The 26,844-nt window shown below is 34.7% G+C and carries 24 protein-coding genes, 1 tRNA gene and 1 pseudogene; 22 read left to right on the forward strand and 4 right to left on the reverse strand.

All coding sequences use genetic code 11. From position 1 onward, the window contains the following. Window positions 1-16 precede the first annotated feature (16 nt). The 14 genes and pseudogenes from metH to WHC90_RS10115 all read left to right on the forward strand — a co-directional run. Window positions 17-2,698, forward strand: a pseudogene (metH, locus tag WHC90_RS10055) (methionine synthase); the annotation flags it as partial. Window positions 2,699-2,758: 60 nt separating this feature from the next. Further along, window positions 2,759-3,712 carry a methylenetetrahydrofolate reductase [NAD(P)H] gene (gene metF, locus WHC90_RS10060; RefSeq protein ID WP_188598340.1) on the forward strand — a complete coding sequence of 318 codons (954 nt, stop codon included), beginning with the start codon at window positions 2,759-2,761 and terminating at the stop codon, window positions 3,710-3,712. A gap of 126 nt (window positions 3,713-3,838) precedes the next feature. Further along, window positions 3,839-4,156 (forward strand): thioredoxin, encoded by a 318-nt coding sequence (gene trxA, locus WHC90_RS10065; RefSeq protein WP_188598341.1) that lies wholly within the window; start codon window positions 3,839-3,841, stop codon window positions 4,154-4,156. A gap of 84 nt (window positions 4,157-4,240) precedes the next feature. After that, window positions 4,241-5,164 carry a DUF58 domain-containing protein gene (locus WHC90_RS10070; RefSeq protein ID WP_188598342.1) on the forward strand — a complete coding sequence of 308 codons (924 nt, stop codon included), beginning with the start codon at window positions 4,241-4,243 and terminating at the stop codon, window positions 5,162-5,164. Window positions 5,165-5,229: 65 nt separating this feature from the next. Further along, window positions 5,230-5,303: transfer RNA gene (locus tag WHC90_RS10075), tRNA-Asp, on the forward strand. Window positions 5,304-5,601: 298 nt separating this feature from the next. Next, the gene (locus WHC90_RS10080; RefSeq protein WP_188598343.1) at window positions 5,602-7,509 is read left to right on the forward strand and encodes a HEPN domain-containing protein; all 1,908 of its coding nucleotides are present in this window, start codon (window positions 5,602-5,604) and stop codon (window positions 7,507-7,509) included. Between the two features lie 114 nt (window positions 7,510-7,623). Continuing rightward, complete coding sequence (locus WHC90_RS12395) at window positions 7,624-7,791, forward strand: integrase core domain-containing protein (RefSeq protein ID WP_188598344.1); 168 nt, start codon at window positions 7,624-7,626, stop codon at window positions 7,789-7,791. Between the two features lie 107 nt (window positions 7,792-7,898). After that, the gene (locus tag WHC90_RS10085) at window positions 7,899-8,936 is read left to right on the forward strand and encodes an alpha/beta hydrolase family protein (RefSeq protein WP_188598345.1); all 1,038 of its coding nucleotides are present in this window, start codon (window positions 7,899-7,901) and stop codon (window positions 8,934-8,936) included. 339 nt (window positions 8,937-9,275) lie between these two features. Beyond that, the gene (locus WHC90_RS10090) at window positions 9,276-9,728 is read left to right on the forward strand and encodes a GbsR/MarR family transcriptional regulator (RefSeq protein WP_188598346.1); all 453 of its coding nucleotides are present in this window, start codon (window positions 9,276-9,278) and stop codon (window positions 9,726-9,728) included. Between the two features lie 4 nt (window positions 9,729-9,732). After that, window positions 9,733-10,227 (forward strand): DUF6653 family protein, encoded by a 495-nt coding sequence (locus WHC90_RS10095; RefSeq protein WP_188598347.1) that lies wholly within the window; start codon window positions 9,733-9,735, stop codon window positions 10,225-10,227. A 92-nt stretch (window positions 10,228-10,319) separates the two neighbouring features. Next, window positions 10,320-10,847, forward strand: coding sequence for a hypothetical protein (locus tag WHC90_RS10100; RefSeq protein WP_188598348.1), 528 nt, complete (start codon window positions 10,320-10,322; stop codon window positions 10,845-10,847). Window positions 10,848-11,049: 202 nt separating this feature from the next. Continuing rightward, window positions 11,050-11,424 carry a hypothetical protein gene (locus tag WHC90_RS10105; protein ID WP_188598349.1) on the forward strand — a complete coding sequence of 125 codons (375 nt, stop codon included), beginning with the start codon at window positions 11,050-11,052 and terminating at the stop codon, window positions 11,422-11,424. Further along, a complete protein-coding gene (locus tag WHC90_RS10110; protein ID WP_188598350.1) occupies window positions 11,425-12,204 on the forward strand; it encodes a hypothetical protein in 780 nt (259 codons plus the stop codon). Between the two features lie 45 nt (window positions 12,205-12,249). Beyond that, complete coding sequence (locus WHC90_RS10115; RefSeq protein ID WP_188598351.1) at window positions 12,250-12,441, forward strand: hypothetical protein; 192 nt, start codon at window positions 12,250-12,252, stop codon at window positions 12,439-12,441. 53 nt (window positions 12,442-12,494) lie between these two features. Here the strand turns inward: WHC90_RS10115 and WHC90_RS10120 are convergent, their stop codons facing one another. The 3 genes from WHC90_RS10120 to WHC90_RS10130 all read right to left on the reverse strand — a co-directional run bounded on the left by WHC90_RS10120 (window position 12,495) and on the right by WHC90_RS10130 (window position 18,420). Then, entirely contained in the window at window positions 12,495-13,640 is a 1,146-nt protein-coding gene (locus tag WHC90_RS10120; RefSeq protein WP_188598352.1) for an efflux RND transporter periplasmic adaptor subunit, read from the reverse strand. A gap of 10 nt (window positions 13,641-13,650) precedes the next feature. Further along, window positions 13,651-17,988: a CusA/CzcA family heavy metal efflux RND transporter gene (locus tag WHC90_RS10125; protein ID WP_188598353.1), complete on the reverse strand. Its 4,338-nt coding sequence runs from the start codon at window positions 17,986-17,988 to the stop codon at window positions 13,651-13,653. 78 nt (window positions 17,989-18,066) lie between these two features. Next, the gene (locus tag WHC90_RS10130; protein WP_229664902.1) at window positions 18,067-18,420 is read right to left on the reverse strand and encodes a hypothetical protein; all 354 of its coding nucleotides are present in this window, start codon (window positions 18,418-18,420) and stop codon (window positions 18,067-18,069) included. Between the two features lie 383 nt (window positions 18,421-18,803). Between WHC90_RS10130 and WHC90_RS10135 the strand changes: the two genes are divergently transcribed. The 7 genes from WHC90_RS10135 (at window position 18,804) to WHC90_RS10165 (ending at window position 24,955) form a co-directional block, all read left to right on the forward strand. Next, window positions 18,804-19,631 carry a prephenate dehydratase gene (locus tag WHC90_RS10135; protein WP_188598355.1) on the forward strand — a complete coding sequence of 276 codons (828 nt, stop codon included), beginning with the start codon at window positions 18,804-18,806 and terminating at the stop codon, window positions 19,629-19,631. Then, entirely contained in the window at window positions 19,628-20,776 is a 1,149-nt protein-coding gene (locus WHC90_RS10140; RefSeq protein WP_188598356.1) for a pyridoxal phosphate-dependent aminotransferase, read from the forward strand. The genes WHC90_RS10135 and WHC90_RS10140 overlap by 4 nt, the downstream gene beginning before the upstream one ends. A gap of 10 nt (window positions 20,777-20,786) precedes the next feature. Then, entirely contained in the window at window positions 20,787-21,638 is an 852-nt protein-coding gene (locus WHC90_RS10145; protein WP_188598357.1) for a prephenate dehydrogenase, read from the forward strand. A 22-nt stretch (window positions 21,639-21,660) separates the two neighbouring features. Further along, window positions 21,661-22,746, forward strand: coding sequence for a bifunctional 3-deoxy-7-phosphoheptulonate synthase/chorismate mutase type II (locus tag WHC90_RS10150; RefSeq protein WP_188598358.1), 1,086 nt, complete (start codon window positions 21,661-21,663; stop codon window positions 22,744-22,746). 93 nt (window positions 22,747-22,839) lie between these two features. Next, window positions 22,840-23,796, forward strand: coding sequence for a ribosome small subunit-dependent GTPase A (gene rsgA / locus WHC90_RS10155; RefSeq protein WP_188598359.1), 957 nt, complete (start codon window positions 22,840-22,842; stop codon window positions 23,794-23,796). Continuing rightward, window positions 23,797-24,249 (forward strand): D-aminoacyl-tRNA deacylase, encoded by a 453-nt coding sequence (dtd, locus tag WHC90_RS10160; protein WP_188598360.1) that lies wholly within the window; start codon window positions 23,797-23,799, stop codon window positions 24,247-24,249. An 82-nt stretch (window positions 24,250-24,331) separates the two neighbouring features. Next, window positions 24,332-24,955, forward strand: a complete 624-nt coding sequence (locus WHC90_RS10165) for a YceI family protein (protein WP_188598361.1) — start codon at window positions 24,332-24,334, stop codon at window positions 24,953-24,955. A gap of 69 nt (window positions 24,956-25,024) precedes the next feature. On the opposite strand, the gene WHC90_RS10170 is transcribed toward WHC90_RS10165, so the two are convergent. Beyond that, window positions 25,025-25,483 carry an Lrp/AsnC family transcriptional regulator gene (locus WHC90_RS10170; protein WP_188598362.1) on the reverse strand — a complete coding sequence of 153 codons (459 nt, stop codon included), beginning with the start codon at window positions 25,481-25,483 and terminating at the stop codon, window positions 25,025-25,027. 154 nt (window positions 25,484-25,637) lie between these two features. Between WHC90_RS10170 and WHC90_RS10175 the strand changes: the two genes are divergently transcribed. Beyond that, window positions 25,638-26,837: an aminotransferase class I/II-fold pyridoxal phosphate-dependent enzyme gene (locus WHC90_RS10175; RefSeq protein ID WP_188598363.1), complete on the forward strand. Its 1,200-nt coding sequence runs from the start codon at window positions 25,638-25,640 to the stop codon at window positions 26,835-26,837. The last annotated feature ends 7 nt before the right edge of the window (window positions 26,838-26,844 follow it).

Consider the following 26,844-nt stretch of genomic DNA (forward strand, 5'->3'; position numbering starts at 1 on the left):
GAACCTAAAATCACAAAAAATGAAGCAAACTAAATACATGAAACTCTCTGGTTTAGAGCCTTTGGTTTTAAATGAAAACAGCAATTTTATCAATGTTGGTGAGCGAACCAATGTGGCGGGTTCTCGTAAGTTTTTAAGATTGATCAAAGAAGAAAAATTTGATGAGGCTTTAAACATTGCCAGACATCAGGTAGAAGGAGGTGCTCAAATTATCGATATTAACATGGATGATGGTCTAATTGATGGAAAAGAAGCCATGGTGCGTTTTTTAAATTTAGTAGCCGCAGAGCCTGATATTAGTCGAGTTCCTATTATGATAGACAGTTCTAAATGGGAAATTTTAGAAGCGGGTTTGCAGGTGGTTCAAGGAAAAAGCGTGGTCAATTCTATTAGTTTAAAAGAAGGCGAAGAAACTTTTATTTGGCAAGCTGCCCAGATTAAGCGCTATGGGGCAGCGGTCATTGTAATGGCTTTTGATGAAAACGGACAGGCAGATACTTATGAGAGACGTATAGAAATTGCTGAGCGATCTTATAAATTACTTATAGATACTGTAGGTTTTCCTGCAGAGGATATCATTTTTGATTTGAATATTTTTCCGGTAGCAACTGGGATGGATGAGCATAGAAAAAATGCCATTGATTTTATTGAAGCGACTCGATGGGTGCGTAGTAATTTACCCAATGTAAGTGTTAGTGGAGGTGTGAGCAATGTGTCTTTTTCATTTAGAGGAAATGACACCGTTAGAGAAGCCATGCACTCTGTGTTTTTGTATTATGCCATTCAGGCTGGTATGAATATGGGTATCGTAAATCCAGCCTTATTAGAGGTTTATGACAATATTCCAAAAGATTTATTAGAGGCAATTGAGGCTGTTATTTTTGATAAAAATGATGGGGCTACAGAACGATTAATGGATTTGGCAGAATCTGTAAAAGGAGTTAAAAGAGATGATCCAGTTGCAGTGCTAGAATGGAGGTCCTTACCACTACAAGAAAGAATTACTCATAGTTTGGTTAAAGGGATTGATGCTTTTATTGTAGAAGACGTAGAAGAAGCGCGTTTAGAAACTGCTAAAACCATAGATGTTATTGAGGGGCATTTAATGATTGGAATGTCAGTAGTAGGTGATTTGTTTGGGGCAGGGAAAATGTTTTTGCCTCAGGTGGTAAAATCGGCTCGAGTGATGAAAAAAGCAGTGGCCTATCTAAATCCATTTATCGAAGCTCAAAAAACTGAAAAACAACGTGCTTTAGGGAAGGTTTTAATGGCAACCGTAAAAGGAGATGTGCACGATATCGGAAAAAATATTGTGAGTGTGGTTTTGGGCTGTAACAACTATCAAATTATTGATTTAGGGGTTATGGTGCCTCCAGAAAAAATTATTGAAACCGCTAAAAAAGAACAGGTAGATATTATTGGTTTGAGTGGTTTGATAACCCCTTCACTAGATGAGATGGTTTATCTGGCAAAAGAAATGGAGCGACAAAATTTTATAGTTCCTTTATTAATTGGAGGTGCAACCACCTCTAAAGCACATACGGCTGTAAAAATAGCACCTCAATACAAAAATGCGGTGGTGCATGTAAACGATGCATCAAGAGCGGTAACTGTTGTGGGTGATTTATTGCATCCAACAACCAGTAATTTATATGTAGCCAAATTAAAAAAAGACTATGATGAGTTTCGTGAAAAATTTCTAAAACGAGGCAAAACCAAAACCTATACAAGCCTTAAAGAGGCAAGAGCACGTAAGTTTCAAATAGATTGGCAACAGCGTCAACTTGTAAAACCCAAGGCTTTGGGAATTCAGAAATTAGAACAGGTGAGTTTAAAAACCTTGCTGCCATTTATTGATTGGAGTCCATTTTTTAGAAGCTGGGATTTGCATGGAAAATACCCTGCTATTTTAACGGATAATCTGGTAGGAGAGCAGGCAACTCAACTCTTTTCTGATGCTCAAACTGTACTCAAAGAAATTTTGCAAAAACAACAATTAAAGGCCAAGGCCATTTTTGGTCTGTTTGAAGCCAATACAATAGATGACGATGACATTTTGATTACTAAAAACGGCAAAGAAAAAGCGGTGTTTAGAACCTTAAGGCAGCAGCTAAAAAAACGAGAAGGAAAACCAAGTTTTGCCTTGGCTGATTTTATAGCGCCTAAAAGTTCTGGTAAGCAAGATTATATGGGCGCATTTGCAACGGCTGTTTTTGGTGCTGATGAACTGGCTGCCAAATACAGAGAACAACAGGATGATTACAATGCCATTATGGTGCAGGCTTTAGCCGATCGTTTTGCAGAAGCTCTGGCAGAATACTTACACAAAGAAGTACGGCTACGTCATTGGGGATATGCAGCTGATGAGGCATTGACTAATGATGATTTGATTAAAGAAGCTTACAAAGGAATTCGGCCCGCACCCGGTTATCCAGCCTGCCCAGATCATCTAGAAAAAGAGACCATTTGGGAGCTGTTAGATGTAGAAAAACAAGTTGGCATTTCGCTAACCGAAAGCTTGGCGATGTGGCCAGGAGCCGCGGTGTCTGGTTATTATTTTGCCAACCCTGAAGCCCGTTATTTTGGGCTCGGAAAAATTACCGATGAGCAAGTAAGAGATTTTGCTAGTCGCAAAGGAATCGCCTTAGACAAAGCTAGAAAATGGTTGCATCCATCCATTGCTGATGATTCGTGTTAAACATAAAAAGACTGCGAATCCTTGTGGATCGCATTTAAAAAATAAGATAAAAACAGCGTTATGAAAGTAACTGAACATTTAGAAAAAGGAGCAGGAAAAACCTTGTTTTCTTTTGAGATTATTCCGCCTAAAAAAGGGCATCATATTAAAGATTTATATGAGAATATTGCACCATTAATGGAGTTTAACCCTCCTTTTATTGATGTAACAACCTCTAGAGAAGAGCATGTTTATTTAGAAAAAGACGGCTTGTTAGATAGGCGAATTACTCGAATGCGTCCAGGCACTGTTGGTATTTGTGCTGCCATTAAACACAAGTTTGATGTGGATACGGTTCCGCATGTGCTTTGTGGAGGATTTACCAAAGAGGAGACTGAGTATTTATTGGTTGATTGTCATTATTTAGGGATCGACAATGTGATGGCTTTGCGAGGTGATGCCATGAGTCATCAAAAATATTTTGAGCCAACTGTAGGAGGTCATCAATATGCGACTCAGCTAGTCGATCAAATTAAAAATTTAAGCAAGGGTACTTATTTACACAATGTGGTAGAGACAGATTATAAACCTAATTTTTGCATCGGAGTTGCAGGCTATCCAGAAAAGCATCTCGAAGCCCCTTCTTTGCAGTCAGATTTAAAACGATTGAAAGAAAAAGTGGCAGCTGGTGCCGATTATGTGGTAACCCAAATGTTTTTTGACAATCAGAAGTATTTTGATTTTGTTGCTGCTGCAAGAGCTATAGGGATTACAGTTCCTATTATTCCTGGGCTAAAACCCATGGCCATTAACAGACATTTGCAATTGCTACCGCAGGTTTTTAAGATTGATTTGCCAGAGCCCTTAATTAAAGATGTTGAAGCTTGTAAAAGCAATGCTGATGTTAGAGCAGTAGGTGTAGATTGGTGCATACAACAATCAAAAGAGTTGCTAGCAGCAGGCGTGCCTTTGATCCATTACTACTCTATGGGTAAGAGTGACAATATCAGGGCAATAGCTACTGAGGTTTTTTAAATTTGGCATCATAGAGTGTATTGATACTATCATTGTGAAAAGTAATTTTCTTTGGATTGCACAGCTTAATTATTTGATTACTTTTGTAATACAGAAAAGAATTAATAATTTAAAAATATAAAGAACATGGCATTAGAAATTACAGATGCGAATTTTGAAGAGGTGGTATTGAAATCTGACAAGCCAGTATTGGTTGACTTTTGGGCAGCTTGGTGTGGACCTTGTAGAATGGTAGGACCAATCGTTGATGAAATTCATACAGAATACGAAGGGAAAGCAGTAGTAGGTAAAGTAGATGTGGATGCAAATCAAGAGTTTGCTGCTAAATACGGTGTGCGTAATATTCCTACTGTATTGATCTTTAAAAACGGTGAAGTAGTAGACAAACAAGTAGGAGTTGCTCCTAAAAATGTCTATACAGGTAAAATTGATGCTGCCATCTAAGTAGCATTCAATTAGAAACTAATTTTCAAGAATAGTATAAAAGGTTTGGCTTAGGTCAAACCTTTTTCTATTTTAGATACTTCTATGGAACTCTCAAAAGAACATACGGCAACGCTAAGTCATTTAAACATTCTCGCTAAACAAGTGGTAGAAGGTTTTATTACAGGCATGCATAAAAGTCCTTTTCATGGATTTTCTGTAGAGTTTTCAGAACACAAGCTGTATAATGCCGGCGAAAGCACTAGGCATATTGATTGGAAACTATTTGCTAAAACAGAAAAATTATACACCAAGAAATACGAAGAAGAGACCAATTTACGCTGTCATATTATTATAGACAACTCTGGTTCCATGCAATATCCACAGGAAAAAAACACAGCGCTAAACAAATTAAACAAAATTGGTTTTTCTGCAGTGGCAGCAGCCTGCTTGCTAGAAATACTAAAGCGTCAACGCGATGCGGTTGGTTTGAGTATCTACTCTGACACCTATGAGTATTACGCTCTAGAAAAAGGGAGCGAAAGGCATAGAAACATGCTTTTACATACCTTAGAAAACCTACTGCAATCAACAAAAAACACCAAAGCCACAGACACCTATCGATTTTTGCATGAGATCGCCGAGAAAATACACAGAAGGTCCTTGCTTTTTGTCTTTACGGATATGTGGCAAACTACCACAGCTAAAGAGCAGTTATTTGAAGCATTGCGTCATTTAAAATACAACAAACATGAGGTCGTTTTGTTCCATGTATATGATAAGGATACAGAAATCTCATTAAATTTTGATGACAGTCCAAAGAAATTTGTTGACTTAGAAACCGGGGATGAAGTGCAGTTGTTTAGCCAAGAAGTACAAAAAGAATATCAAGAAGCTGTTGAGGATTATTTTAAAGAGTTGAAAGAGAAATGCTTGAAGTACCAAATAGATTATGTACCCGTAGACTGTAAGGCAGGCTTTGATACGGTGCTTACCAGCTACTTGGTAAGTCGACGAAAATTTTTGTAAATTTTTTTAGTTTTTCTTTTGGTAATATTAAAAACCATCCTATATTTGCATCCGCTAAGAGCAACGGTCTGGTAGTTCAGCTGGTTAGAATACCTGCCTGTCACGCAGGGGGTCGCGGGTTCGAGTCCCGTCCAGACCGCAAAAAGCTTCTCAATTTATTGAGGAGCTTTTTTTGTTTCCGTACATATCGAATGGTTTCGGTTATGTTTGGATACAAAAAAGGTCTAAGCTCTCCATAGAGAGCTGTCTTTATAAGAGGCATTTTAAAAACTCATCTACCACCACCTCCAAAACTTTTTTATAATGCTATTTTTCTTACTTTAGTAAAAAATTGAAAACTAGTTGTTTGTCAGTAAACGTCTTTTAACATGATCTTTATGTGAGATAGAAGGATTGAAATGCATTATATTACTAGTTGGCAGTAATAAATAAAAACTTTGGAAAATCATATAATAAATAGAACTACCTTCTGGATAGAGTTATGGGAAGACTTAATAAAAGATTTTTTAAAAAAATCTTTTGGTTTATCTCTACAAACACCGCATACATTAATTGAAGATATAATTACTGAAATTGAAGAAAATTCGTTTAAAAACAAAAACAATAAAGAATATTTTTATTCTAAAATAAATGATTATTCTGAAAATGATCCAGTAATAAAAAAACAATTCGCTTCCAAATTCAAACTACTTAGATCAAATTTCAATTCTGATAGAACAAAATTAATTTTAGAAATCGCTAAAAACATAAAGGTTGAATTTGAAAAAGGAAAATATTTTGACAATAATTTAGAATTGTTATGTAAACACTTAAACAAGAATGAACCCATAGATATTCAGTTTATCTCTGACATTAAAAACCTAACTCAAAACGTAATAGTAGAATTCATTATTAAAGGTTATAGCTTAAAGGATACAGAGAAATTTTCAAGTAATATTTTTGATGAATACCATCTTCATAGCAAAATAAGTAACACATATTATTCAAACTTTCCACATAATATAAATCACAACATATATATATCTAACGATGGTGTATATGATTATGAAAAATTCAATAAAGAATTAAAAAAAATAATTGACAATCTAACAACTGAAAAAAGGATTAGAACTCTCTCATATTATTATTATAAAGCCAAAGAAAGAGCTAATTATATTTTTGAAATTCGAGGAATCAAAGGTTCAGCCTTATTAAAAATAGCGGGAGTCACTTTTTATTCTTTAGATAAAAAAAGGTTTATAACTAAAGAAGCATCTTCAGCAAGAGAAATTTTGAATTCAAAAAATAAAGATAACGAGGAGAAATTTGTTCAAGTTTCTGTGGAAATTGACGATTATTTATTACCTAATTCTTCTTTGTCAAAAGCTTTAAACAAACTTGAAAATGCTATTGATTTGATTAATTGTTATATAAATAACAAAACTTCAATTGAAGTAAATTCATCAAATTATATTATTGAACAAAATGGAGATTGTGTTTTTGGTAGTTGGAGTGCAAATAAAGAAGCTAAAAAAATTATGGATTCTTTAGATTTAAAGGATTACGAAGAGTATTTATTAAAAATTAATAAGCATAGTTTTCTTTGGGATTTAAAAAAACCGAACACAAACACTAAACTTTTAAACGCAATACATTGGTATAGTAAAGCTGAACAAGCTACAAGACAAGAAGATAAAATTTTAAACTATTGGATTGCCATAGAAAGCTTATTTAAAAAAGACAAGACAGTTATAGATGAAGTAATAAAATCTAATAGAAAAAGCGAAATCCAATTAATTCAAGAAATAGTTTCAGCAAATAAAATGTTTTCTTTCATATATGATTATGGATGGGAGGTTTACTATTACTATAGTAATTCTGTTCAATCTGTATTTAATAAAAACCCATATGGTTTTAGTGAAGAATTAATACTTAAAGCAAATCTTAAAACTCGTTTTGGAGAGAAAATTTATTTAAACAAGTTTGTACAACACTTGGGCGAAATAAATAAATTAGAAAAAGATATATTCAAAAAACAACAAAATCAAAAAATAATTGATTTTTATTCTGAATCTACAACCTCTATAAAAGTAATACAAAATCAAATTTCAGTGATAAAGAATGATATTTTAATGATTTACAGGCTTAGAAACCTAATAGTTCATAATGCACATTTTAATAATGCCTTATTACCATATTATGTATGGAAAGCTAAGAATTATACTGGTTCTATCATACGGGAATTAATTTCAACTGAAGATATTGATGATAATAAAATATCAAATGCATTGATAAATATATACTTGAGAAAAGAAGAATTGTTGTTAGATTTAAAGAATAACACTGTAGATTTATTTAAAATTTAAAACTAGCCAACACCGTGTATAATTAATGGCTAGTTCTAGCCTACTTACGAAAACCCCTTCCTACGGCAGGCAAGCTCGCGGATTTTCTACCTGCCAGCGGCAGGCAGGAATGCAATGGCAGAGCGCGTAAAAGGTATCTTAAAAGATGAATTTTATCTCGACCAAACCTTTGATAATGTGGCTCACGCAAAGAGAGCTGCAAAAAATTTATACAACGAAATAAGATTACACATATCTTTAGACTATAATACACCAAATATGGTATATAAATTATCAGCGTAAATTCAATTTTTACCTTTAGCCATATTTCAGGACTAGACATTAGATTCACAACTGAAAGATTGTAACAGAAAGAAAATTTAATCGTCTAAAAATAAAACACTCTTCTTATGAAATTATTTAAACATATAGCAATATCAACATTATCAATTATACTTATTACTGTTGGTTTGCTATTTTGGAGTTTATTGACAATAGACAATGATATTCAAACCAACACAATTGAAGAAACCAAAAATAAATTTGGATCTTTTAAGGCAAATGAGATTTTAAAAAAACAAAAATTAGAAAGTTTTCAGTATCATTTATTAGGCTTTTACGGAAATATTCTTCCAAAATTCAAGCCTTTAAACAATACAATTCATTACTCAATAGCATACAAAAGTGACGGATTAATTGTTACTGGCAGTTTGGTAACGCCTAAGAAAGAAGGTAAGTATCCTTGTATCATATTTAATAGAGGAGGAAATAGAGATTATGGTAGACTTGACTTTAGGATGGTTAATAAATATATGACCGTACTTGCAGAACAAGGCTATGTTGTTATTGCTTCAAATTATAGAGGAAACAGTGGTAGCGAAGGGAAAGAAGAATTTGGAGGAGCAGATGTTAATGATGTATTAAACTTAGTATCTACACTCTCAGAAGAAACAATGGCCGATACGTCTAAAATAGGTATTTATGGTCATAGTAGAGGAGGTATGATGACGTATAAAGCCCTTCAAAAGTCAAATATATTTAAAGCGGCAGTAGTAATGGCAGGTTCAGCCAATGAATTTACATCAGTCGAAGATCGTCCAGAGTTAGAAAAAAATGTGCATGAGCAACTTATCCCTAATTATTATAAAAATAAAAACCAAGAATTAACTGATCGTTCTGTTGTTTTTTGGTCAGAAGAGCTTAATAAGACTCCGTTACTTTTATTACATGGCAAAGATGACAAAAGAGTAAATTATACTGAAGCTAAACAATTAGCAACAAAACTTGACAGTTTAAACTTCCCCTACAAACTAGTGTCTTTTAATGATGATGATCATACTTTATCAAAAAATAAGAAAAAAGCAGATTCAATTACCATAAGTTGGTTTAATAAATACTTAAGAGGCAACCAAGTATTCAATGAAGACACACAAAAAGAGCATATATAAACAGTAAAAAAATTGAACTAATTATAATATTCGCTTATTGCAATCATTTAAAATGAAAACAAAAGAAACACTAAGCACAATAAATTATATAAAAAATAGGCAAAAAGTAATAAAATAAATGCTTTTGGCTCGTATCAAACTTTCTGCTTAATCGAAAGTTTAGTACCTCCTAACCGCCTACTTTTCATATACTAAACGTTGTGTGTCATTTGAGAATAGAATCCGAAAACTGAAATTGTAATTAATTATTAAAGTATTTTATAAAAAACAAAAAGATTGAAAAATATAGTTCATTAAACACTGAACTTTATGTGCCTTTGTTGAATACGAATTTAAACAATGACTAAAAAAGAAAAATATATTGAAGATGTCGGATTATTTTATGAGAATTATGGATTACCCAAAATGGCAGGACGAATATTGGGATATTTAATTTCTTCTGAATCTGACAATAATTCATTTGATGATTTGAAAGATTCACTTAAAGCCAGTAAAGGTTCCATAAGTGGAAATGTAAACTTGTTGCTAAATCAAAATATGATTGAAAGGCATATGATTTCAGGTGATAGAAAATCATATTACAAAATAGCTTTGAATAATCTTGAAAAGATTTTGGAATCCAAGGTGAAATCAGTTACACAATTTAAAATAATTTTGGAAAAAGGATTGCAATTTGATTTAAGTACAGATAGTTTAAAGAAACAAAACCTAAATGAAATTCTAAATTATTATGAATTTCTTGAAAGTGAAATACCACTACTGAAAATTAAATGGGAGCAAAAAAACAAATAGAATTATGGCATTAGAAAAACGGATAGCAAAAATATTCAAACTTGAAGGGGAGAGTTGGATGAGGCATACTAATCCTTGGTCTATATGGACAAGGTTTGCTACATTACCTTTTATAATTCTAGCTGTATGGTCAAGAGTTTGGATTGGATGGTATTGTCTAATTCCAATTGCAATTCTTATTGTTTGGATAATTTTAAATCCAACCTTATTTAATAAGCCAAAAAGTATAGATAATTGGGGTGCAGAAGCTGTATTAGGAGAAAGGTGTTGGGCTGAACGAAAGACTTTCCCAGTACCAAAACACCACTCTACACCAGTTCTTATTCTAACCATATTACAAACTATAGGCGGAATTATATTAATAATTGGTTTATGGAAATTAGAAATAAATTTGACAATAATGGGTTCAATTACTGCATATATGGCTAAAATGTGGTTTTTAGATAGAATGGTTTGGATATTTAGAGAAATGAAAACGAACGCACAACAAAGTATATAATACATTGCTAGTACAAACCTACTTACCAAAACCCCTTCCTGCTGGCAGACAGGCCCAGCAAATCATACAAACACGTTCGTAAATACTAAAAAATGAAACCCACATTTATAATACTTTTTTTCTTTTTTATAGTATTGGTTAGTAATCAGAGAGCGCTTGGCCAACATAAAATAACGTTAACTGGAAAGGTTATTCATTACAATGACAAACAGAGTCTTCCGGGAGTAATTGTACAAACATATTCTGGTACTAAATATTTGAATGAAACTTCTACCAATTTTGAAAGTGGTTCATTTACCTTAAGCACAGAAGAGACATTTGATAAAATAGTTTTCACATATTTGTTTTTTTATCCACTTATTATAGAGAACATCAAAAAGATTGATAGTGCCCAATTAAATCTTGGTGAAATTAAATTAATTGAGGTTCCTATGCCTTTAACGCATTTTTCTTCTAAAAAAGCAGAGCGAATTGAAAAGAAAAAAGAAAAATTAGAGGTATTAAAACTTAAAAAAGGAATTATTATTAGCGATGGAAAAGTAATGTACAGAATGAAATTGAAGAAAAGAAAGGGGGAATATGCTTTTTATATTGACTATAAAGATTTTAAAAATAAATAAAGTATTTGCCCAACACCACCAAAAATCAATCACTAGCTCCTGTCTACTCTAGTAACCCCTCCCTTAATGAATAATAATCTTTTTTGCTGTTGAAAATCACATAAGCAATACTCCTGTTTATTTTCTCCTGTTTGCTTTTATGTGGATTTACCTTATATTTAACAGCTGTAGCTGTATAAGCACAGCGCATCAATAAAAAAATATGAAAACAGCAGAGCTGCTTAAAAAATTACTAGTAAAACTACCTTCAGTTGTCATGGCGGTTATTTTTATTCAAAATGGACTTACCAAAGTTTTCAATTCTGGCCAACTTGATAAGGTGATTAAAAACCAAACAGTGCTTATTCTGGTAGGTGTCTTACTACTTATCGCTACTTGTTTGTTTTTATTTCAAAAAACACTGCTCATCGGAACCGTTTTCTTGTCTTTGTATATGTGTTTTATTGTCTGTGTCCATTTGTACAAAGGAAAGCCGATAGAAGTTACGGCGCTTATTATTGTGGCAACCATTTTTGCAGCCTACTTAAGAAAACCTGAACTTTTTTATCAGGATAAACTCAATACACAAAATCATTAAATGCTTTATATTAAATTTAATATAGAAGACCCGTTAAAATATCAAGATTTTCAAAAACTCTATGCACATATGCATGCTGTTAGAGCACCTGGATTTCAGTTTGCAGAAGAGGAAGGTCCCGTAATTGATTGGGATGATAAACAAACAGACGAAGAAGTGGCTGCTGCGGTTGCCGAAATTTCTGAATTTTTAGACCAAAAACCAGAAGAGCGAAGATGCAAAGAGCTATTGCCTAAGTATGTACTAAGTTTTTTTGAGAATTACCTAAAAGAAGACAATGAAAAACTCCAAGCATTAGGAGTGCAAGATATGCTTTCGCTCTTTAACTATTTAGAGTTTGGTTTTGAGGTAGAATTGGATGCGCTAACCAAGATAGATGAAAATTCTGGTAGGGTAGATTTTTCTACAGCCAATTATCCCTTTGGTGGTCTTGAGCGTTTTATAATTTGCTTAAAAGCCTATGGATTAAGCGCTACAGAATGCTATGATGGCTTTGCCGTTAATCAAATAGTATGGTCAAGTGCATTTGAGTACAAATTGATCGAAGTTCCTGAGGAAGTTGAGGAATCTACTTCCAAAAAAGTGTTAAGAATGCTTATCGGAATCGGTTCACTTTTTCTTAGTTTTGGACAAACAGTTATGATAAAACCTACCATTGCTACGTATATAGAATCTGAGTTGATGTTAGATCTGTTACAGATTTTATGTGTCATTGTGGGTTGGGCCTTACTGTACACTTTTATCATACAAAATGTTTTTGCTAAGAAAAAGAAGGGATAAAATTTATAGCTGCTTATTTAAACATGTTAATTAAAATGAAATAGTATGGATAAAGAAAAAAAAGCAGGTTCTAAACTTGCAATTTCAGTTGCCTTAGGAGTTGCCATCGGTACAAGTTTAGGTGTTGCAACAAACAATTTGGGTTTATGGCTAGGTGTGGGTATTGCCATTGGAGCAGGAATCGGAAGTGCTCTAATGCAAAAAGGAAAAAATGAAGAAGAGGATAATAAAGAATAAAAAAAGCCTCTTTTTTAAAAGTTAAAAGAGGCTTTTGTGTTTTTAAGAATTTGTTAGATGCCCAAAAGAGTATAAGCTCCTTGAGTTAAAAATTGTGTATTTGCATTAAAATCAGCTGCATTTTCTATCAGTACAAAGCCCTCGTGGCTCTTTGTAGTTTTAACCTCTTTCTTGTGAAAAAGATAGCCCTTGTCATCTTGCTTATCTAAGATAAGTACAAAGTTTTTTCCTTCAATATCAACAACGGCTTCGCTTGGTAAGGCAAGCTTGGTTTGAGACGCTGTAACAATAGCAGCCTCTATAAACATCCCAGTTAAAAAATGTTTGTGATCTTCATCATTTATATGTCCATGTACTTTTACAGTGCGGTTGGCTTCTAATGCAGTCCCAACTAAATGTACTGTCGCTTTGTATTTTTGTGATGAAGCTTCAGGAATACTAAACACAATTTCTTGTCCTTTTTTAATTTGCATGATGTCTTTTTCAAACAGTGATAACTCTAGATGAATATGATCATTGTTAATAATCTCTAAAATTAAAGTGGATGGAGAAACATACGAGCCTCTACTTACGTTTACTTTGGTAATGCTACCAGAAATAGGAGCATATACTGTTGCAATGCTGGTAAAATTTCCTTGGATTACCTGCTCCTTAGAAATGTTTAGTAACTGTAGTTGTTTTGCAATTCCTTTGTAAGTAGCAAGCATGGTTTTATAATCGCTCTCTGCCTTTAAATAGTTTTTTTCTGAGCTTATTTTTTCGGCAAATAAGGTTTGCTCTCTTTTATAGGCAGCCTCTAATGAAGGCAATTGACTGTGACTCTCAAGGTATTTTTGTTGTAGGCTTACAAACTCAGGGTTCTCAATGGTAACCAATACCTGTCCTTTTTTAACTTTATCTCCAATTAGTAAAGGAGTCGTTTTAATATACCCACCCATGGTTGCATTGACAATGGCTCTGTTTTCTGGCGGAACATCAATCGTTCCATTGGCATTTACAATATTTGGAAACGGCTTTTCTACTAGGCTTCCAAACTGCATTTTTTGATGTTCAAACTGAGCTTTTGTCAAGCTAATTTGGTTTTCTTGAGTACTTGTAATAAAGGTCTCTTCTGCACTTTTTTCTGATGGCTTGCTGTTGCAACTAAATAGCATCAATAGTGAGCTAAAGAAGATTAATTTGTATTTATTTTGTGGCATGATTTGATACTTATAAGGTTAAGAAATTGATGTCTATAATAATTTGATTGTACTGATTTAGAGCATCCAGATACCCTAGTTTAATAGTGTAGGCGCTCTCCAAACTCTGAATGTATTGGTAAAAGTCAATGGCTCCATTTTTAAAACTTCCGTTAGCGGTTTTTAAAATTTCTTCAGAAAGGACAAGTCCTTCGTTTTCATAATAACTTATAGAGCTTTGCACTTGTTTTAACTGAGTTTGCAAACTTTTTAATTTTGCTATCAACTCAATTTTGTAGTTTTCAGCTTCAGAGATGGCTACATCGGTTGCAATTTTTGCTGATTTTATTTTTGCTGATTTCCCTCCGAATAAAATTGGGATTTTAACCCCAATCTGATAGCCATTTAGGTTGCCATTTAACAATGAATTGCTCCCTTGAAAATACTGAAGACTAATGTCTGGTAATGCCTGTTGCTTTTCAAGACGACTCTCTGCCTCATGTACTGCTATCATATTTTGCTGATAGGCCATTTCGGCGCTGTTGGCAGGCTCTAAAACAGTTAAAGGTAGTTTTAAGGATGCTTCTTCAGCAATCTTTAGACTATCCGTTGATTGAACCGTTTGTTTTAGTTGATTATAGGCCAAAAACAACTCTTGCTGTGACTTGGTATAGGCCAAAGCTATTTGTTGCTGTTTAGAAGCCGCTGTAATTTTTTCTAAATAATTGGTTTCTCCAAGCTCAAAACGCCTTTTTGCAGCTTTTGCAAAATCAGTATAAAGCAATTGAAGGCTTTTGTAGACAGCTTCTTTTTTTCTAGTATTCTGATATTGATAATAGGCTGAATACACTTTTCGGTTTAAAGCTTTTTGATCAATTTCAAGCTTTGTACTACTCATTTTTAATCGTGACTGATGCAGCTTTTTCTCTGCTAAAAAGGCAGTAGGAAAACGAATGTCTTGCTGTATTCCAAACACTTTTAAAGGTAGATTGTTTGGCGCCAGATTATTTTCATTGAACTCGTAATACAGATGCGTTTTGTCAAAAAGAACAGCGCTGTTTTTTAAGGCATCAAATTGATCCACTTGTAGTTTAGTGGCCTTTAAAAGTGCATTGTTTTCTTGAGCCATATTTAGCAGTTCTTTTAAACTTAACTCGTTGGTTTCTTGCGCAAAACCTGTTAAAGAAAAGCACACCAAAGCGATTGTTAACACTGTTTTTGTTTTGCTTGTACTGCTCTTTTCTGTATTGTTTTTAGGACGATTAAAAAGGGCGTACAAAACTGGTAAAACAATTAAAGTTAACAAGGTGGCAGTCACCAATCCACCAATAACCACTGTTGCCAGAGGTCTTTGTACTTCGGCTCCTGCGTTGGTAGAGATGGCCATCGGTAAAAAACCTAAGGCTGCCGCTGCTGCTGTTAATAAGACGGCTCTTAATCGATCTTTTGTTCCTTGTTTAATGAGTGCTTCCATACTTTCAAAGCCTTGTTTTTTTAGTTCTTTAAAATGCTCTATTAAAACGATTCCATTTAAGACGGCGATTCCAAAGAGCGCAATAAACCCAACTCCTGCAGAGATGCTAAAAGGCAAGTCACGGAGCCATAGGAGTAAGATTCCGCCGACTGCTGCCAAAGGAATTGCAGAGTAAATCATCAGTGCTTCTTTTACAGAATGAAAGGCAAAATACAGTAAAATAAAGATCAGAACCAAGGCAATAGGTACGGCAATCAACAATCTCGCTTTGGCACTTTGAAGATTTTCAAATTGACCTCCATAGGTAATGGTGTAGCCTATCGGTAGTTTAATATTCGTATCAATAAGATTTTGCACATCGTCCACCACAGATTGTAAATCGCGGTTTCGAACATTTATCCCGACAACAATTCGTCTTTTGGTGTTGTCTCTAGAGATTTTAGCAGCTCCTTTTTTATAGCTAATCTCTGCCAGTTCACTTAATGGAATTTTCCCTCCATTGGGCAAGTCAATTTGTAAATTTTTAAGGTTGTCTATGTCTTTTCGCTGTGTTTGTTCTAATCGTACGACCAAATCAAAACGTCTTTCACCTTCAAAAACACTCCCGACAATTTTCCCGGCAAAGCCCATAGAGATCATCTCATTTAAATCTTGGATGTTTAGGCCATAACGCGCTATTTTTTGTCGGTTATAGTTGACATTCATCTCAGGAAGCCCCTCAATTTTTTCGACAGAAATATCAGCAGCTCCAGGAACATCTTTAATTAAATTGCTAATTTCTTCTGCTTTTTTTGCAAGTGTGTTTAGATCATCACCAAAAATCTTGATTGCGATGTCTGCTCTTACTCCTGTAATTAATTCATTAAAACGCATTTCTATAGGTTGCGTAAACTCTACTTCCATTCCAGGGATCACAGCCAAGGCTTCCTTAAATAGATCAGCCAACTCATCCTTAGAGTTAGCAGAAGTCCACTCACTTTTTGGTTTTAATGTAATAATCACATCACTTTCTTCCATAGACATAGGGTCCGTAGGTACTTCTGCAGCGCCAATTCTAGTTACAACTTGCTTTACTTCTGGGAATTTTTCTAACAATATTTTTTCTATATCCGTAGTAATGGCAACTGTTTTACTTAGTGAGGTTCCTGTTTTTAGCACAGGTTGAATTACAAAATCCCCTTCATCTAAAGTAGGAACAAACTCACCGCCCATGGTGGTAAAGAGATAGATAGAAAAACCTAAAAGCGCTACGGCAATGCTTAAAACTAGCTTTTTGCTAAGTAAGGCCCAGTGTATGATTGGCTCATATCTTTTGTGCAGCCATTTCATAAGGCGAACAGAAATGTTTTTATCACTTGCCTTGCTAGGTTTTAAAAAGATAGAGGCTACTACGGGTACGTAGGTAAAGCACAATAGCATGGCGCCAATCAAAGCAAAGCTAAAGGTTAGTGCCATGGGTTTAAACATTTTTCCCTCCACACCACTTAAAGATAAGATTGGGATAAAAACAATCAAGATAATTAATTGACCAAAGATGGCTGAGTTCATCATTTTTGATGCCCCAGTAAACGTGATTTGATCTTTTAAATCTTGTTGCTCTTGTGGTTTTAAACTATTTATTTGCTGTTGTTTTTGACTTATCTGAAAGGCTATATACTCTACTATAATGACGGCTCCATCAATGATGATTCCAAAATCAATTGCACCCAAACTCATTAAGTTAGCATCCACTCCAAAAATATACATTAATGAAAGAGCAAATAATAAACAGAGCGGTATTACAGATGCGACCACCAGTCCAGATCTTAGATTCCCTAAGAGTAGGACCACCACAAAAATAACAATCAAACAACCTAAAATAAGGTTTTCACTCACTGTAAATGTGGTCTTGGCAATCAAATCACTTCGGTCTAAGAAGGCATTAATATACACCCCTTCTGGTAAAGAGCTTTCTATACTCTCAACGCGTTCTTTAATGGCTTCAATTACTTTTTTAGAGTTGGCATCTTTAAGCATCATTACTTGACCCAATACCTTTTCTCCCTCACCGTTTCCGGTGATGGCTCCAAAGCGGATTGCGTTTCCATAGCCAACACTGGCAATGTCCTTAATAAGGATCGGTAAGCCATTGCTGTTTTTGACCACAATATTTTCAATGTCTTCTATAGATCCAATCAAACCTTCACCTCTAATAAAATAGGCTTGATTGACTTTTTCTATATAACCACCTCCAGAAACGCTGTTGTTTTTTTCTAGGGCAGTAAAAACTTCTTGAGCACTAATATTAACGGCATTGAGTTTTTGCGTATTAATGGCAACCTCATATTGCTTTAGAAAACCACCCCAAGTATTTACCTCAATCACTCCAGGAATTCCAGAGAGTTGACGTTTAACCACCCAGTCTTGGATACTGCGTAAGTCTTGTGGTGTGTACTGATCTTTAAACTCGGGTTTTACATCTAAAATGTATTGGTAGATTTCCCCAAGTCCTGTGGTAATAGGTCCCATTTCTGGAGTCCCAAAGCCTTCAGGGATTTTTTCTGTTGCAGATTTTATTTTTTCTGCAATAAGCTGCCTGGGTAAAAAGGTACCTAAGTCATCATCAAAAACGATGGTGACCACAGAAAGGCCAAATTTAGAAATAGATCTAATTTCCTGTACTCCAGGAAGATTCGCCATTTCTAGTTCTACAGGATAAGTAATAAACTGCTCCATATCTTGTGTAGATAGGTTGCGAGAAGTTGTAATTACCTGCACCTGATTGTTGGTGACATCTGGAACAGCTCCAATTGGAATTTGCGATAAAGAATACAAGCCAAAACCAATAATAAAGCTTGTAAAAAGTAGAACAACAAATTTGTTCTTAATACTGAAATTTATAATATAGGATAACATCTTTTATAAAATAATCAAAGTGAATAGGTTCCAAATCAAAAAATGAAAAGGAACAGAAAAAAAATAAACTCGATAATTTTATGCGATGCGGGGAGGCTGAAAGAGTCCTTCAGCGTGATGCGTTGATGTAGGATCTTGATAGTAAAAGTTAGTGCTGGTGTGTTCTGCAAAATCTAATTCAATGAGCTCGATTTTTGGAAGGTCAGCTTCAAAAGCATTCATAGAAATATGATACTGATGTTGAAATGGTAATTGTTGGTGATCTTTTTTTTCTTCTTGGTGTTGCTCTTCATGCTCGGCTTTTAACTCACCATAGTGCTTAGAAAGAAACACAAAGACATTATCTCCGTATTCTTTGCTGTGAAATTGAGCGTGTTCAATAAGCTCATCCAGTTGAATTAAGTCACTAATGTGAATACCAACGCTTTGCATCAGTAAAAAAAATGAGAGTGATATGGATAAAAATGATTTCAAGTGATAAATATACTATTTTGATAGTTGTAAAAACAAGTCTTTTTAAAAAAAAAGAAGCTCAGAATCTAATTGCAAATTAGATTTGTTAAAAATAAGGATTGAGCAACTATATCGATATCGTTAAAAATAGCTGCATTTTTTTTAGTAAAGTTTGTTTGTTTCAAATTAATCTTTAGATTTGTCAGCATATAACAATTAGACAAAGATGTTACAAAACGTTTGGCAAGGTTTCTATTTTTACTTTTATTTTTTTAATAAGAGCTGAGACTTTGTATCGTATTGTTACCTAAAAATAATATTTCATAAAGTCTCGAATTTCGAGGCTTTTTTTTTGCACTAAAATGAACAAAAAAATTGCCATACAAGGAGCTGAAGGCTCCAATCACCATAAGGTCGCTTACGATTATTATGGCGCTAATATAGCCATTGTAGAATGCATGTCTTTTGATGCCTTGGTTGCAGCTTTGCTAGACAACACCTGTGATGAAGCTGTCATGGCGCTAGAAAATACAATTGCAGGGTCTATCATCCCAAACTATGCGCTTATAGATCAGAATAACCTATACGTTAGCGGTGAGTACTACTTAAATATACATCATCATTTAATGGCGTTGCCTAATCAAAAGCTTGGTGATATTGTAGAGGTTTGCTCACATCCCATGGCCTTATTGCAGTGCAAAGAATACTTTAAAAAGTACCCGCAGATTAGATTGGTAGAAGATGTAGATACTGCCGAAGTCGCCAAGAGAATCGCTAAAAACAAATTAAAAGGAGTTGCGGCAATTGCACCAAAAATCGCCGCTGATATTTTTGGCTTAGAGGTGTTGGCTGATGACATACAAACCATCAATAGCAATGCAACACGCTTTGTTATTCTAAAAACTAAGGATGCAGAAGATTCAGAGAAAAGTGCTAATAAAGCCTCGTTAAAATTCACTTTAGATCATCAAAGAGGAAGCCTAGCAGCGCTTTTAAATGTAATGAGTGATTGCAATTTAAATCTAACCAAAATACAATCATTGCCCATCATAGAAACGCCTTGGAAATACGCATTTTTTGTCGATGTAACCTTTGAGAACTATGCAGATTATCAAAAAGCAAAATCAATCATCGCCATCATGGCCGATGAATTTAAAATTTTAGGAGCCTATAAAAACGGAAAACTATGATCGCACCAGCAGCAAGATTAGAACAAATACAAGAGTACTACTTCTCTACAAAGTTAAGAGAAGTTAGAAGCCTAATAGACGCAGGAAAACCTGTCATTAATTTGGGTATCGGAAGTCCAGATTTACAACCATCTCCCAAAGTGATTAAAGCTTTGAGCAGTAGTTTTGATGTAGAGTCAGCACATATGTATCAGAGTTATCAAGGAACAGCTGCATTTAGAGAAGCCATTGCTGGTTTTTATAAAAAACAATTTGCTGTGGTCTTAAATCAAGATACAGAGGTGCTACCGCTAATGGGTAGCAAAGAAGGGGTTTTGCAAATTTCTTTGGCTTTTTTAAACAAAGGTGATGCTGTCTTGATTCCCAATCCAGGCTATCCAACTTACAGTTCTGTAACCAATTTGGTTGGAGCAAAACCTGTGTTTTATAATTTAAGTGCTCAAAACGATTGGCAACCAGATTTTGATGCTTTAGAGCAAGAAGATTTGTCAGCCGTTAAATTGATGTGGGTTAATTACCCGCACATGCCCACAGGTGCCAGCGCGCAATCGCAAACCTTTGAACGTTTGATAGCCTTTGCGACCAAACACAAGATTTTAATAGTAAATGACAATCCATATAGTTTTATTTTAAATGAAAGTCCTAAAAGCATCTTGCAATATCAAGGGGCAAAAGACTGTGCATTAGAGTTAAACTCGCTGAGTAAAAGTTTTAATATGGCAGGTTGGAGAGTCGGAATGTTATTGGGAAAACAATCCTATTTAGAGCAGGTTTTAAAGGTGAAAACTCAAAGTGATTCTGGGATGTTTTTTGGGATTCAACAAGGCGCCATTGCTGCGCTTAACCTAGAGCAGGATTGGTTTAGAGCACAAGATGAGATTTACCATGAACGGAGAAAATTGGTTTGGCAACTTGCAGAAGAATTGGGTTGTAAGGTTGATAAAACCGCTGCAGGATTGTTTGTTTGGGCGCAGGTACCTCTAGCTAAATCCTCAGAAGAAATGACAGACATGTTATTGTATGATTATAATGTTTTTGTGGCGCCAGGAACCGTTTTTGGATCTAACGGAGAGGGCTATATTCGTTTTTCACTTTGTGTAAGTAAAGAAGTGATTCTTAAAGCCTTGAATCGAGTAAAAAAATAAACTAGAAAAAATGAACGTAGTAATTATAGGTTTGGGTTTAATTGGAGGAAGCTTTGCTTTAGATCTTCAAGAGCACTATGATGAGATAGCGGTTTTTGGGATTGATGCAAATGAAGACCATATAAAAAGTGCAATTGCTTTGGGAATCATACAAGAGAAAACCAGTTTTGAGCGATTGAATGAAGCAGATGTTGTGTTGGTCGCTATCCCAGTAGATGCACAATTGCAAGTGCTGCCCAAGGTGTTGGATGCTATCAATGACCATGCGTTGGTTATTGATGTAGGATCAACAAAAGAAAAAATTTGTGCTCTGTTAAATACACATCCCAAAAGAAGAAACTATTTAGCGGCACACCCGATTGCAGGAACAGAATATTCTGGACCAACTGCGGCAATTAAAAATTTATTCTCTAACAAAACCAATATAATTTGTGAGGTAGAAAAAACGGCCTTTAAATTGCAAGAAAAGGCTTTGGATATTTTTTATAAACTGGGAATGCGAATTCGATATATGGATGCAGTTTCTCATGATAAACACATTGCCTATGTATCGCATTTATCGCATATCAGTGCCTTTATGTTAGGGAAAACAGTCATAAAAAAAGAGAAAAACGAGCGCGATATTTTTGATATGGCAGGGAGTGGCTTTGCCAGTACGGTTCGATTGGCTAAAAGTTCTCCGGCTATGTGGGCTCCCATTTTTGAGCACAACAAAACCAATGTAATTGAAGCCTTGGATGGCTATATAGAAAACCTTCAGCAGTTTAAAAAACTGATGGAAAATGATCAATTTACAGCCATTTATGAAGAAATGGCAAATACAAATAGAATAAAAGAAATATTAAACGGAATAAACCTATAACTTTGAAGAACAAATTTTAACAATGGAAAATACAAAACAACTTAAAACCTGGTTAGATGATTTAGGATTAGATCATCCGCTGGTTATAGCAGGGCCTTGTAGTGCAGAAACAGAAGCGCAAGTGTTGGCAATTGCTCATGAACTTAAAGATTCTGATGTCAGTTATTTTAGAGCGGGAATTTGGAAACCTAGAACGCGTCCTGGTAATTTTGAAGGAGTTGGTGCTTTGGGTTTAAAGTGGTTGCAAAAGGTAAAGGAAGAAACTGGGATGAAAACGGCTACTGAAGTGGCCAATGCAGCCCATGTAAAGTTGGCTTTAGAGCACGATATTGACTTGCTTTGGATCGGAGCTCGATCAACAGTAAGCCCTTTTATTGTTCAAGAAATTGCCGATGCCTTAGAAGGAACTGATAAGATAGTGTTGGTTAAAAACCCAGTCAATCCAGATTTGGCTTTATGGTTGGGTGGTGTAGAGCGATTGTATGCAGCAAACATTAAAAATTTAGGGGTTATCCACCGTGGTTTTTCTACCTATGAAAAAACCAAATACAGAAACATACCTGAATGGCAAATAGCCATCGAATTGCAAAATAAATTTCCAGATCTTCCTCTAATTTGTGATCCATCACATATTACCGGAAATAGAGATTTAATTTTTGATGTGTCTCAAACAGCCCTAGATTTAAACTTCAACGGATTGATGGTAGAAACACATACCACACCAGATGAGGCTTGGAGTGATGCGGCACAACAGGTAACTCCTGATAAATTAAAACAAATCATGGAAGATTTGCGAATCAGAAAAGTAACTGATACAGAGACTGATTTTAGAGTCACTATCGGTAATTTACGTGCGCAGATTAATATTGTTGATAGTCAATTGATAGAGACCCTTGGAAGAAGAATGAAAATCGCTGATGAGATTGGTGCCTTAAAAAAGGAGAAAAACGTAGCGGTTTTACAATCCAAACGATGGAATGAAATTCTAGGGAACATGATTTTAGAAGGAGAAGAAAGAGGTTTAAGTGAAGAGTTTGTATTAAAAATGTTTAAAGCAATTCACCAAGAGAGTATCAATCATCAAGAAAAAATCATCAAAAAATCATAAGTTTAAATGTGATTCCCGCAAACTTGTCTGCCGACAGGCAGAAGCGGGAATCTTTTTTGTGATAACTATTAAATTATTCTCATATTTGTAATAATGACAGGAATCGTTTATAAATCTACGGGAAGTTGGTATTTGGTAAAGTCTAATGACGGCACTTTTGTTGAGTGTAGAATCAAAGGAAAATTTCGGATAGAAGGAATTAAAAGTACCAATCCAATTGCGGTAGGAGATGTGGTTGATTTTGAGATGGAAACTAAGAATGACACAGAAACAGGTGTGATTCATGGAATCCATGAGCGTAAAAACTACATCATTAGAAAATCAGTGAATCTTTCTAAGCAAACCCATATTATTGCTGCCAATGTAGATTTGGTTTTTCTGCTAATTACCATTGATAACCCACCCACATTTACCAGTTTTATAGATCGATTTTTGGTCACCGCAGAAGCCTATTCTGTCTCGGTGGTTTTGGTTTTTAACAAGATTGATTCTTATGCCTTAGAGCAAAGAGCAGAAGTTATGTACTTAAAAGATATCTATGAAAAAATTGGATATCAATGTGTTGAGGTTTCTGCAACAGAAGGTAAAAATGTATCTGTTATTAAAGAGTTGATGTTAGGGAAAACAAGTATGTTTATAGGGCATTCTGGTGTAGGGAAGTCTACCTTGGTCAATGCTATAGAACCTAATTTAGACTTAAAGACCAAAGAGATTTCTAACCAGCACAAACAAGGACAGCATACCACAACTTTTGCCGAGATGTTTGATCTAAGTTTTGATGCTTCTATAATTGATACACCCGGAATCAAAGGATTTGGGGTTGTCGATATGGAAAAAGAAGAGGTAGATGATTATTTCCCAGAATTTTTAGCAGTTAAAAACAACTGTAAGTTTAATAATTGTTTGCATGTAGAAGAACCTAAATGTGCTGTAAAAGAGGCTGTTGAAAATGAAGAAATTTCGTATTCACGTTATCGAAGTTATCTGCAAATCATCGCAGGAGAAGATGAGCATTACCGAACAGAAAGTTGGGAAAATGACGATTTGTAAATGAAAGCAGTTATTCAAAGAGTTGGCAACGCAAGTGTAAGTGTGGCCGGTAAGAAAATTGCAGAGATTGGTCAAGGATTGCTAATCCTGCTAGGAGTTTCAGAAAATGATACTCAAGATGATATCCTCTGGCTGAGTAAAAAAATAGCCAATACCCGAATTTTTAACGATGCCAATGGGCAGATGAACAAGTCCTTACTAGATATGGATGGTGATGCCATAGTTGTTAGCCAGTTTACCTTGCAGGCAAGTGTAAAAAAAGGAAACAGACCTAGTTATCTAAAAGCAGCCAAACCAGCAGTTGCAAAACCACTGTACATAGATTTTATAAAGCAATTAGAAACTGATTTGTCTAAGAAAGTTCAGGCAGGAGAATTTGGTGCAGACATGAAAGTATCCTTGCTAAATGATGGCCCAGTAACCTTGCTTTTTGACACGGAAAATAAAATTTAATTCCCTAGGAAATTAAATTTTATTTTTGCTATCTTTGCGGAGTTAAAAACAATAAGAATTTAATATTTAAAACGAAATAAAGATGAAAAAACTAGTAGGAGTTATGTTAGTTGTTGCAGCCACATTGACGTCTTGTAAAGAAGACAAGTCAAAAACAGTTACAACTAATAAAGAGGTAAAGAAGGAAGCAGTTGTATTGACAAACAATGTTGATACTGAAAATTCTGTGTTATTATGGAAAGGTGAAAAGCCAACCGGGACTCACAACGGGACTGTTAAATTAAAAGAAGGAGCTCTTGCGCTAGAAGATGGAGCTTTAACAGCAGGGGAGTTTGTAATAAACATGTCTACCATAGTTGATGCAGATGGATCAGGAAGATTAGAAGGGCATTTAAAATCGGCAGACTTTTTTGACGTAGAAAAATACCCAACTTCTAAGTTTGTAATTACTTCTGTAGAAAATAAAGAAGGAAAATTAGCTGTTACTGGAAACTTAACGATCAAGGATGTAACCAAAAGCATTACAATCCCTGCAACTATTTCTAAAGAAGGGAATATGGTAACTTTTAAAAGTGAAACTTTTGTTGTTAACAGAGCAGACTTTAATGTAAAATACGGATCTAAATCATTCTTTGATAATTTAAAAGATAAATTTATCAATGACGATATGGAATTGTCTTTCACAGTAAAAGCAGCAGTAAGATAAATAAGGTCTAATACCTAATTTAAAACTCTAAAGCATTTTTTGTTTTGGAGTTTTTTTATGCGCTATATTTTATAAGGTTATTGCGGTAGTATTTTTAACTTCCCCAATGGTAAAGATACTATGCGTACTTCCAATATGTTTAAGTGCCGTGAGCTTGTTAACCATAAACTCTCGGTAGGCTTGCATGTCTTTTACGTAGATTTTTAAGATATAGTCATAATCACCACTTACATGAAAGCATTCAGAAACTTCATCAAGCTTAATCACCTCACTTTCAAAAGTTGTTAGGTATTCTTTTGAATGCTGAATGAGTTTAAGGTGACAAAAAACCAAAAAAGAACGATCAATTTTGTTTTTTTGAATCAGCGCTACATACTGCTTAATGATTTTTTCCTTTTCGAGTTTTTTAATTCGCTCATAAATAGCTGTTACTGATAGGTTTAGTTGAAGGGCTAGCTTTTTTGTGGTCTGTTTACAATCTTTTTGCAACAGGTTGATTAGTTTTTTATCGATTAGGTCTAAGTTCATGCTGAAAATATTTCTAAGAAATTGTTGTGTTTTTGGTATATTTAGATTTTAAAACTAAATTTAAATATAAAAATAGGTAAATAATCTGTATATCTGGTAATGTATTGATTATTAATCATAATAATTGTTTATTTGTTTACTAAACTTTATATCTATGAAATTTAAGCCAGCAGACAATATTCAAGATTTGCAGTACTTCGGAGAGTTCGGAGGTGTAAATCCATCAATTTCAGATTCATCAACCTATACTTTTTTATCGGCTAAAACCATGTTTGATACCTTTGAGGGGAATACAGATGGTTGTTATTTGTATTCACGTCACTCATCGCCAAGTAACCTTTATTTAGGAGAAGCTTTAGCAGCGATGGAAGGTACAGAAACTGCAAATGTTGCGGGTTCTGGTATGGGAGCAATAACCCCTACAATTCTTCAGGTATGTGGAAGTGGAGATCATATTGTTTCTAGTAGAACTATTTATGGAGGTACTTATGCTTTCTTAAAGAATTTTACACCTAGAATGGGTATCCAAACCTCTTTTGTAGACATTACAAAATTAGATGTTGTAGAAGCGGCAATAACGCCAAACACAAAAATGTTGTATTGTGAGACTGTCAGTAATCCACTTTTAGAAGTAGCAGACATCAAAGTATTGGCAAGCTTGGCAAAAAAGCACAACTTAACTTTAGTGGTTGATAATACTTTTTCTCCACTTTCAATTTCACCAGCTCAATTAGGGGCAGATGTTGTTGTGCACAGTTTAACAAAATTCATCAACGGGTCTTCTGATACTATGGGAGGTGTTGTTTGTGGAACACAAGAATTTGTAAACTCATTAAAGAGTGTTATAGACGGAGCAAGTATGTTATTAGGGGCTTCGATGGATAGTCTTCGATCTTCATCGATCTTAAAAAACATGAGAACCCTGCACATTCGTATGAAACAACACAGCAAGAATGCACAGTTTTTAGCAGAGAAGTTTGAGGCAGATGGTTTAAAAACGGTATATCCTGGTCTGGAATCACATCCTTCTCATGAGGTGTTTAAATCTATGATGAATGAGGAGTATGGTTACGGAGGAATGCTAACTATAGATGCAGGTTCTTTAGACAAAGCAAATGCTTTGATGGAGTTAATGCAAGATAAAAACTTGGGATATTTGGCCGTAAGTTTAGGTTTTTACAAGACCTTATTCTCAGCGCCAGGAACATCTACATCTTCTGAGATTCCTTTAGAAGAACAAAAAGAAATGGGCTTAACCGATGGACTAATTCGTTTTTCAATTGGATTGGATAACGATATAGAAAGAACTTATGCGATGATGAAAGCCTGTATGAAAGAAGTAGGTGTCTTATAGATCTTTT

The organism is Polaribacter pacificus, from assembly GCF_038024035.1.
GTDB classification, from domain to species: Bacteria; Bacteroidota; Bacteroidia; order Flavobacteriales; family Flavobacteriaceae; genus Polaribacter; species Polaribacter pacificus.

Coding starts and splice junctions, on each gene's coding strand:
- metF (WP_188598340.1), top strand. CDS start 2,759: ATGAAAGTAACTGAACATTTAGAAAAAGGAGCAGGAAAAACCTTGTTT.
- trxA (WP_188598341.1), top strand. CDS start 3,839: ATGGCATTAGAAATTACAGATGCGAATTTTGAAGAGGTGGTATTGAAA.
- WHC90_RS10070 (WP_188598342.1), top strand. CDS start 4,241: ATGGAACTCTCAAAAGAACATACGGCAACGCTAAGTCATTTAAACATT.
- WHC90_RS12395 (WP_188598344.1), top strand. CDS start 7,624: ATGGCAGAGCGCGTAAAAGGTATCTTAAAAGATGAATTTTATCTCGAC.
- WHC90_RS10085 (WP_188598345.1), top strand. CDS start 7,899: ATGAAATTATTTAAACATATAGCAATATCAACATTATCAATTATACTT.
- WHC90_RS10090 (WP_188598346.1), top strand. CDS start 9,276: ATGACTAAAAAAGAAAAATATATTGAAGATGTCGGATTATTTTATGAG.
- WHC90_RS10095 (WP_188598347.1), top strand. CDS start 9,733: ATGGCATTAGAAAAACGGATAGCAAAAATATTCAAACTTGAAGGGGAG.
- WHC90_RS10100 (WP_188598348.1), top strand. CDS start 10,320: ATGAAACCCACATTTATAATACTTTTTTTCTTTTTTATAGTATTGGTT.
- WHC90_RS10105 (WP_188598349.1), top strand. CDS start 11,050: ATGAAAACAGCAGAGCTGCTTAAAAAATTACTAGTAAAACTACCTTCA.
- WHC90_RS10110 (WP_188598350.1), top strand. CDS start 11,425: ATGCTTTATATTAAATTTAATATAGAAGACCCGTTAAAATATCAAGAT.
- WHC90_RS10115 (WP_188598351.1), top strand. CDS start 12,250: ATGGATAAAGAAAAAAAAGCAGGTTCTAAACTTGCAATTTCAGTTGCC.
- WHC90_RS10120 (WP_188598352.1), bottom strand. CDS start 13,640: ATGCCACAAAATAAATACAAATTAATCTTCTTTAGCTCACTATTGATG.
- WHC90_RS10125 (WP_188598353.1), bottom strand. CDS start 17,988: ATGTTATCCTATATTATAAATTTCAGTATTAAGAACAAATTTGTTGTT.
- WHC90_RS10130 (WP_229664902.1), bottom strand. CDS start 18,420: ATGCAAAGCGTTGGTATTCACATTAGTGACTTAATTCAACTGGATGAG.
- WHC90_RS10135 (WP_188598355.1), top strand. CDS start 18,804: ATGAACAAAAAAATTGCCATACAAGGAGCTGAAGGCTCCAATCACCAT.
- WHC90_RS10140 (WP_188598356.1), top strand. CDS start 19,628: ATGATCGCACCAGCAGCAAGATTAGAACAAATACAAGAGTACTACTTC.
- WHC90_RS10145 (WP_188598357.1), top strand. CDS start 20,787: ATGAACGTAGTAATTATAGGTTTGGGTTTAATTGGAGGAAGCTTTGCT.
- WHC90_RS10150 (WP_188598358.1), top strand. CDS start 21,661: ATGGAAAATACAAAACAACTTAAAACCTGGTTAGATGATTTAGGATTA.
- rsgA (WP_188598359.1), top strand. CDS start 22,840: ATGACAGGAATCGTTTATAAATCTACGGGAAGTTGGTATTTGGTAAAG.
- dtd (WP_188598360.1), top strand. CDS start 23,797: ATGAAAGCAGTTATTCAAAGAGTTGGCAACGCAAGTGTAAGTGTGGCC.
- WHC90_RS10165 (WP_188598361.1), top strand. CDS start 24,332: ATGAAAAAACTAGTAGGAGTTATGTTAGTTGTTGCAGCCACATTGACG.
- WHC90_RS10170 (WP_188598362.1), bottom strand. CDS start 25,483: ATGAACTTAGACCTAATCGATAAAAAACTAATCAACCTGTTGCAAAAA.
- WHC90_RS10175 (WP_188598363.1), top strand. CDS start 25,638: ATGAAATTTAAGCCAGCAGACAATATTCAAGATTTGCAGTACTTCGGA.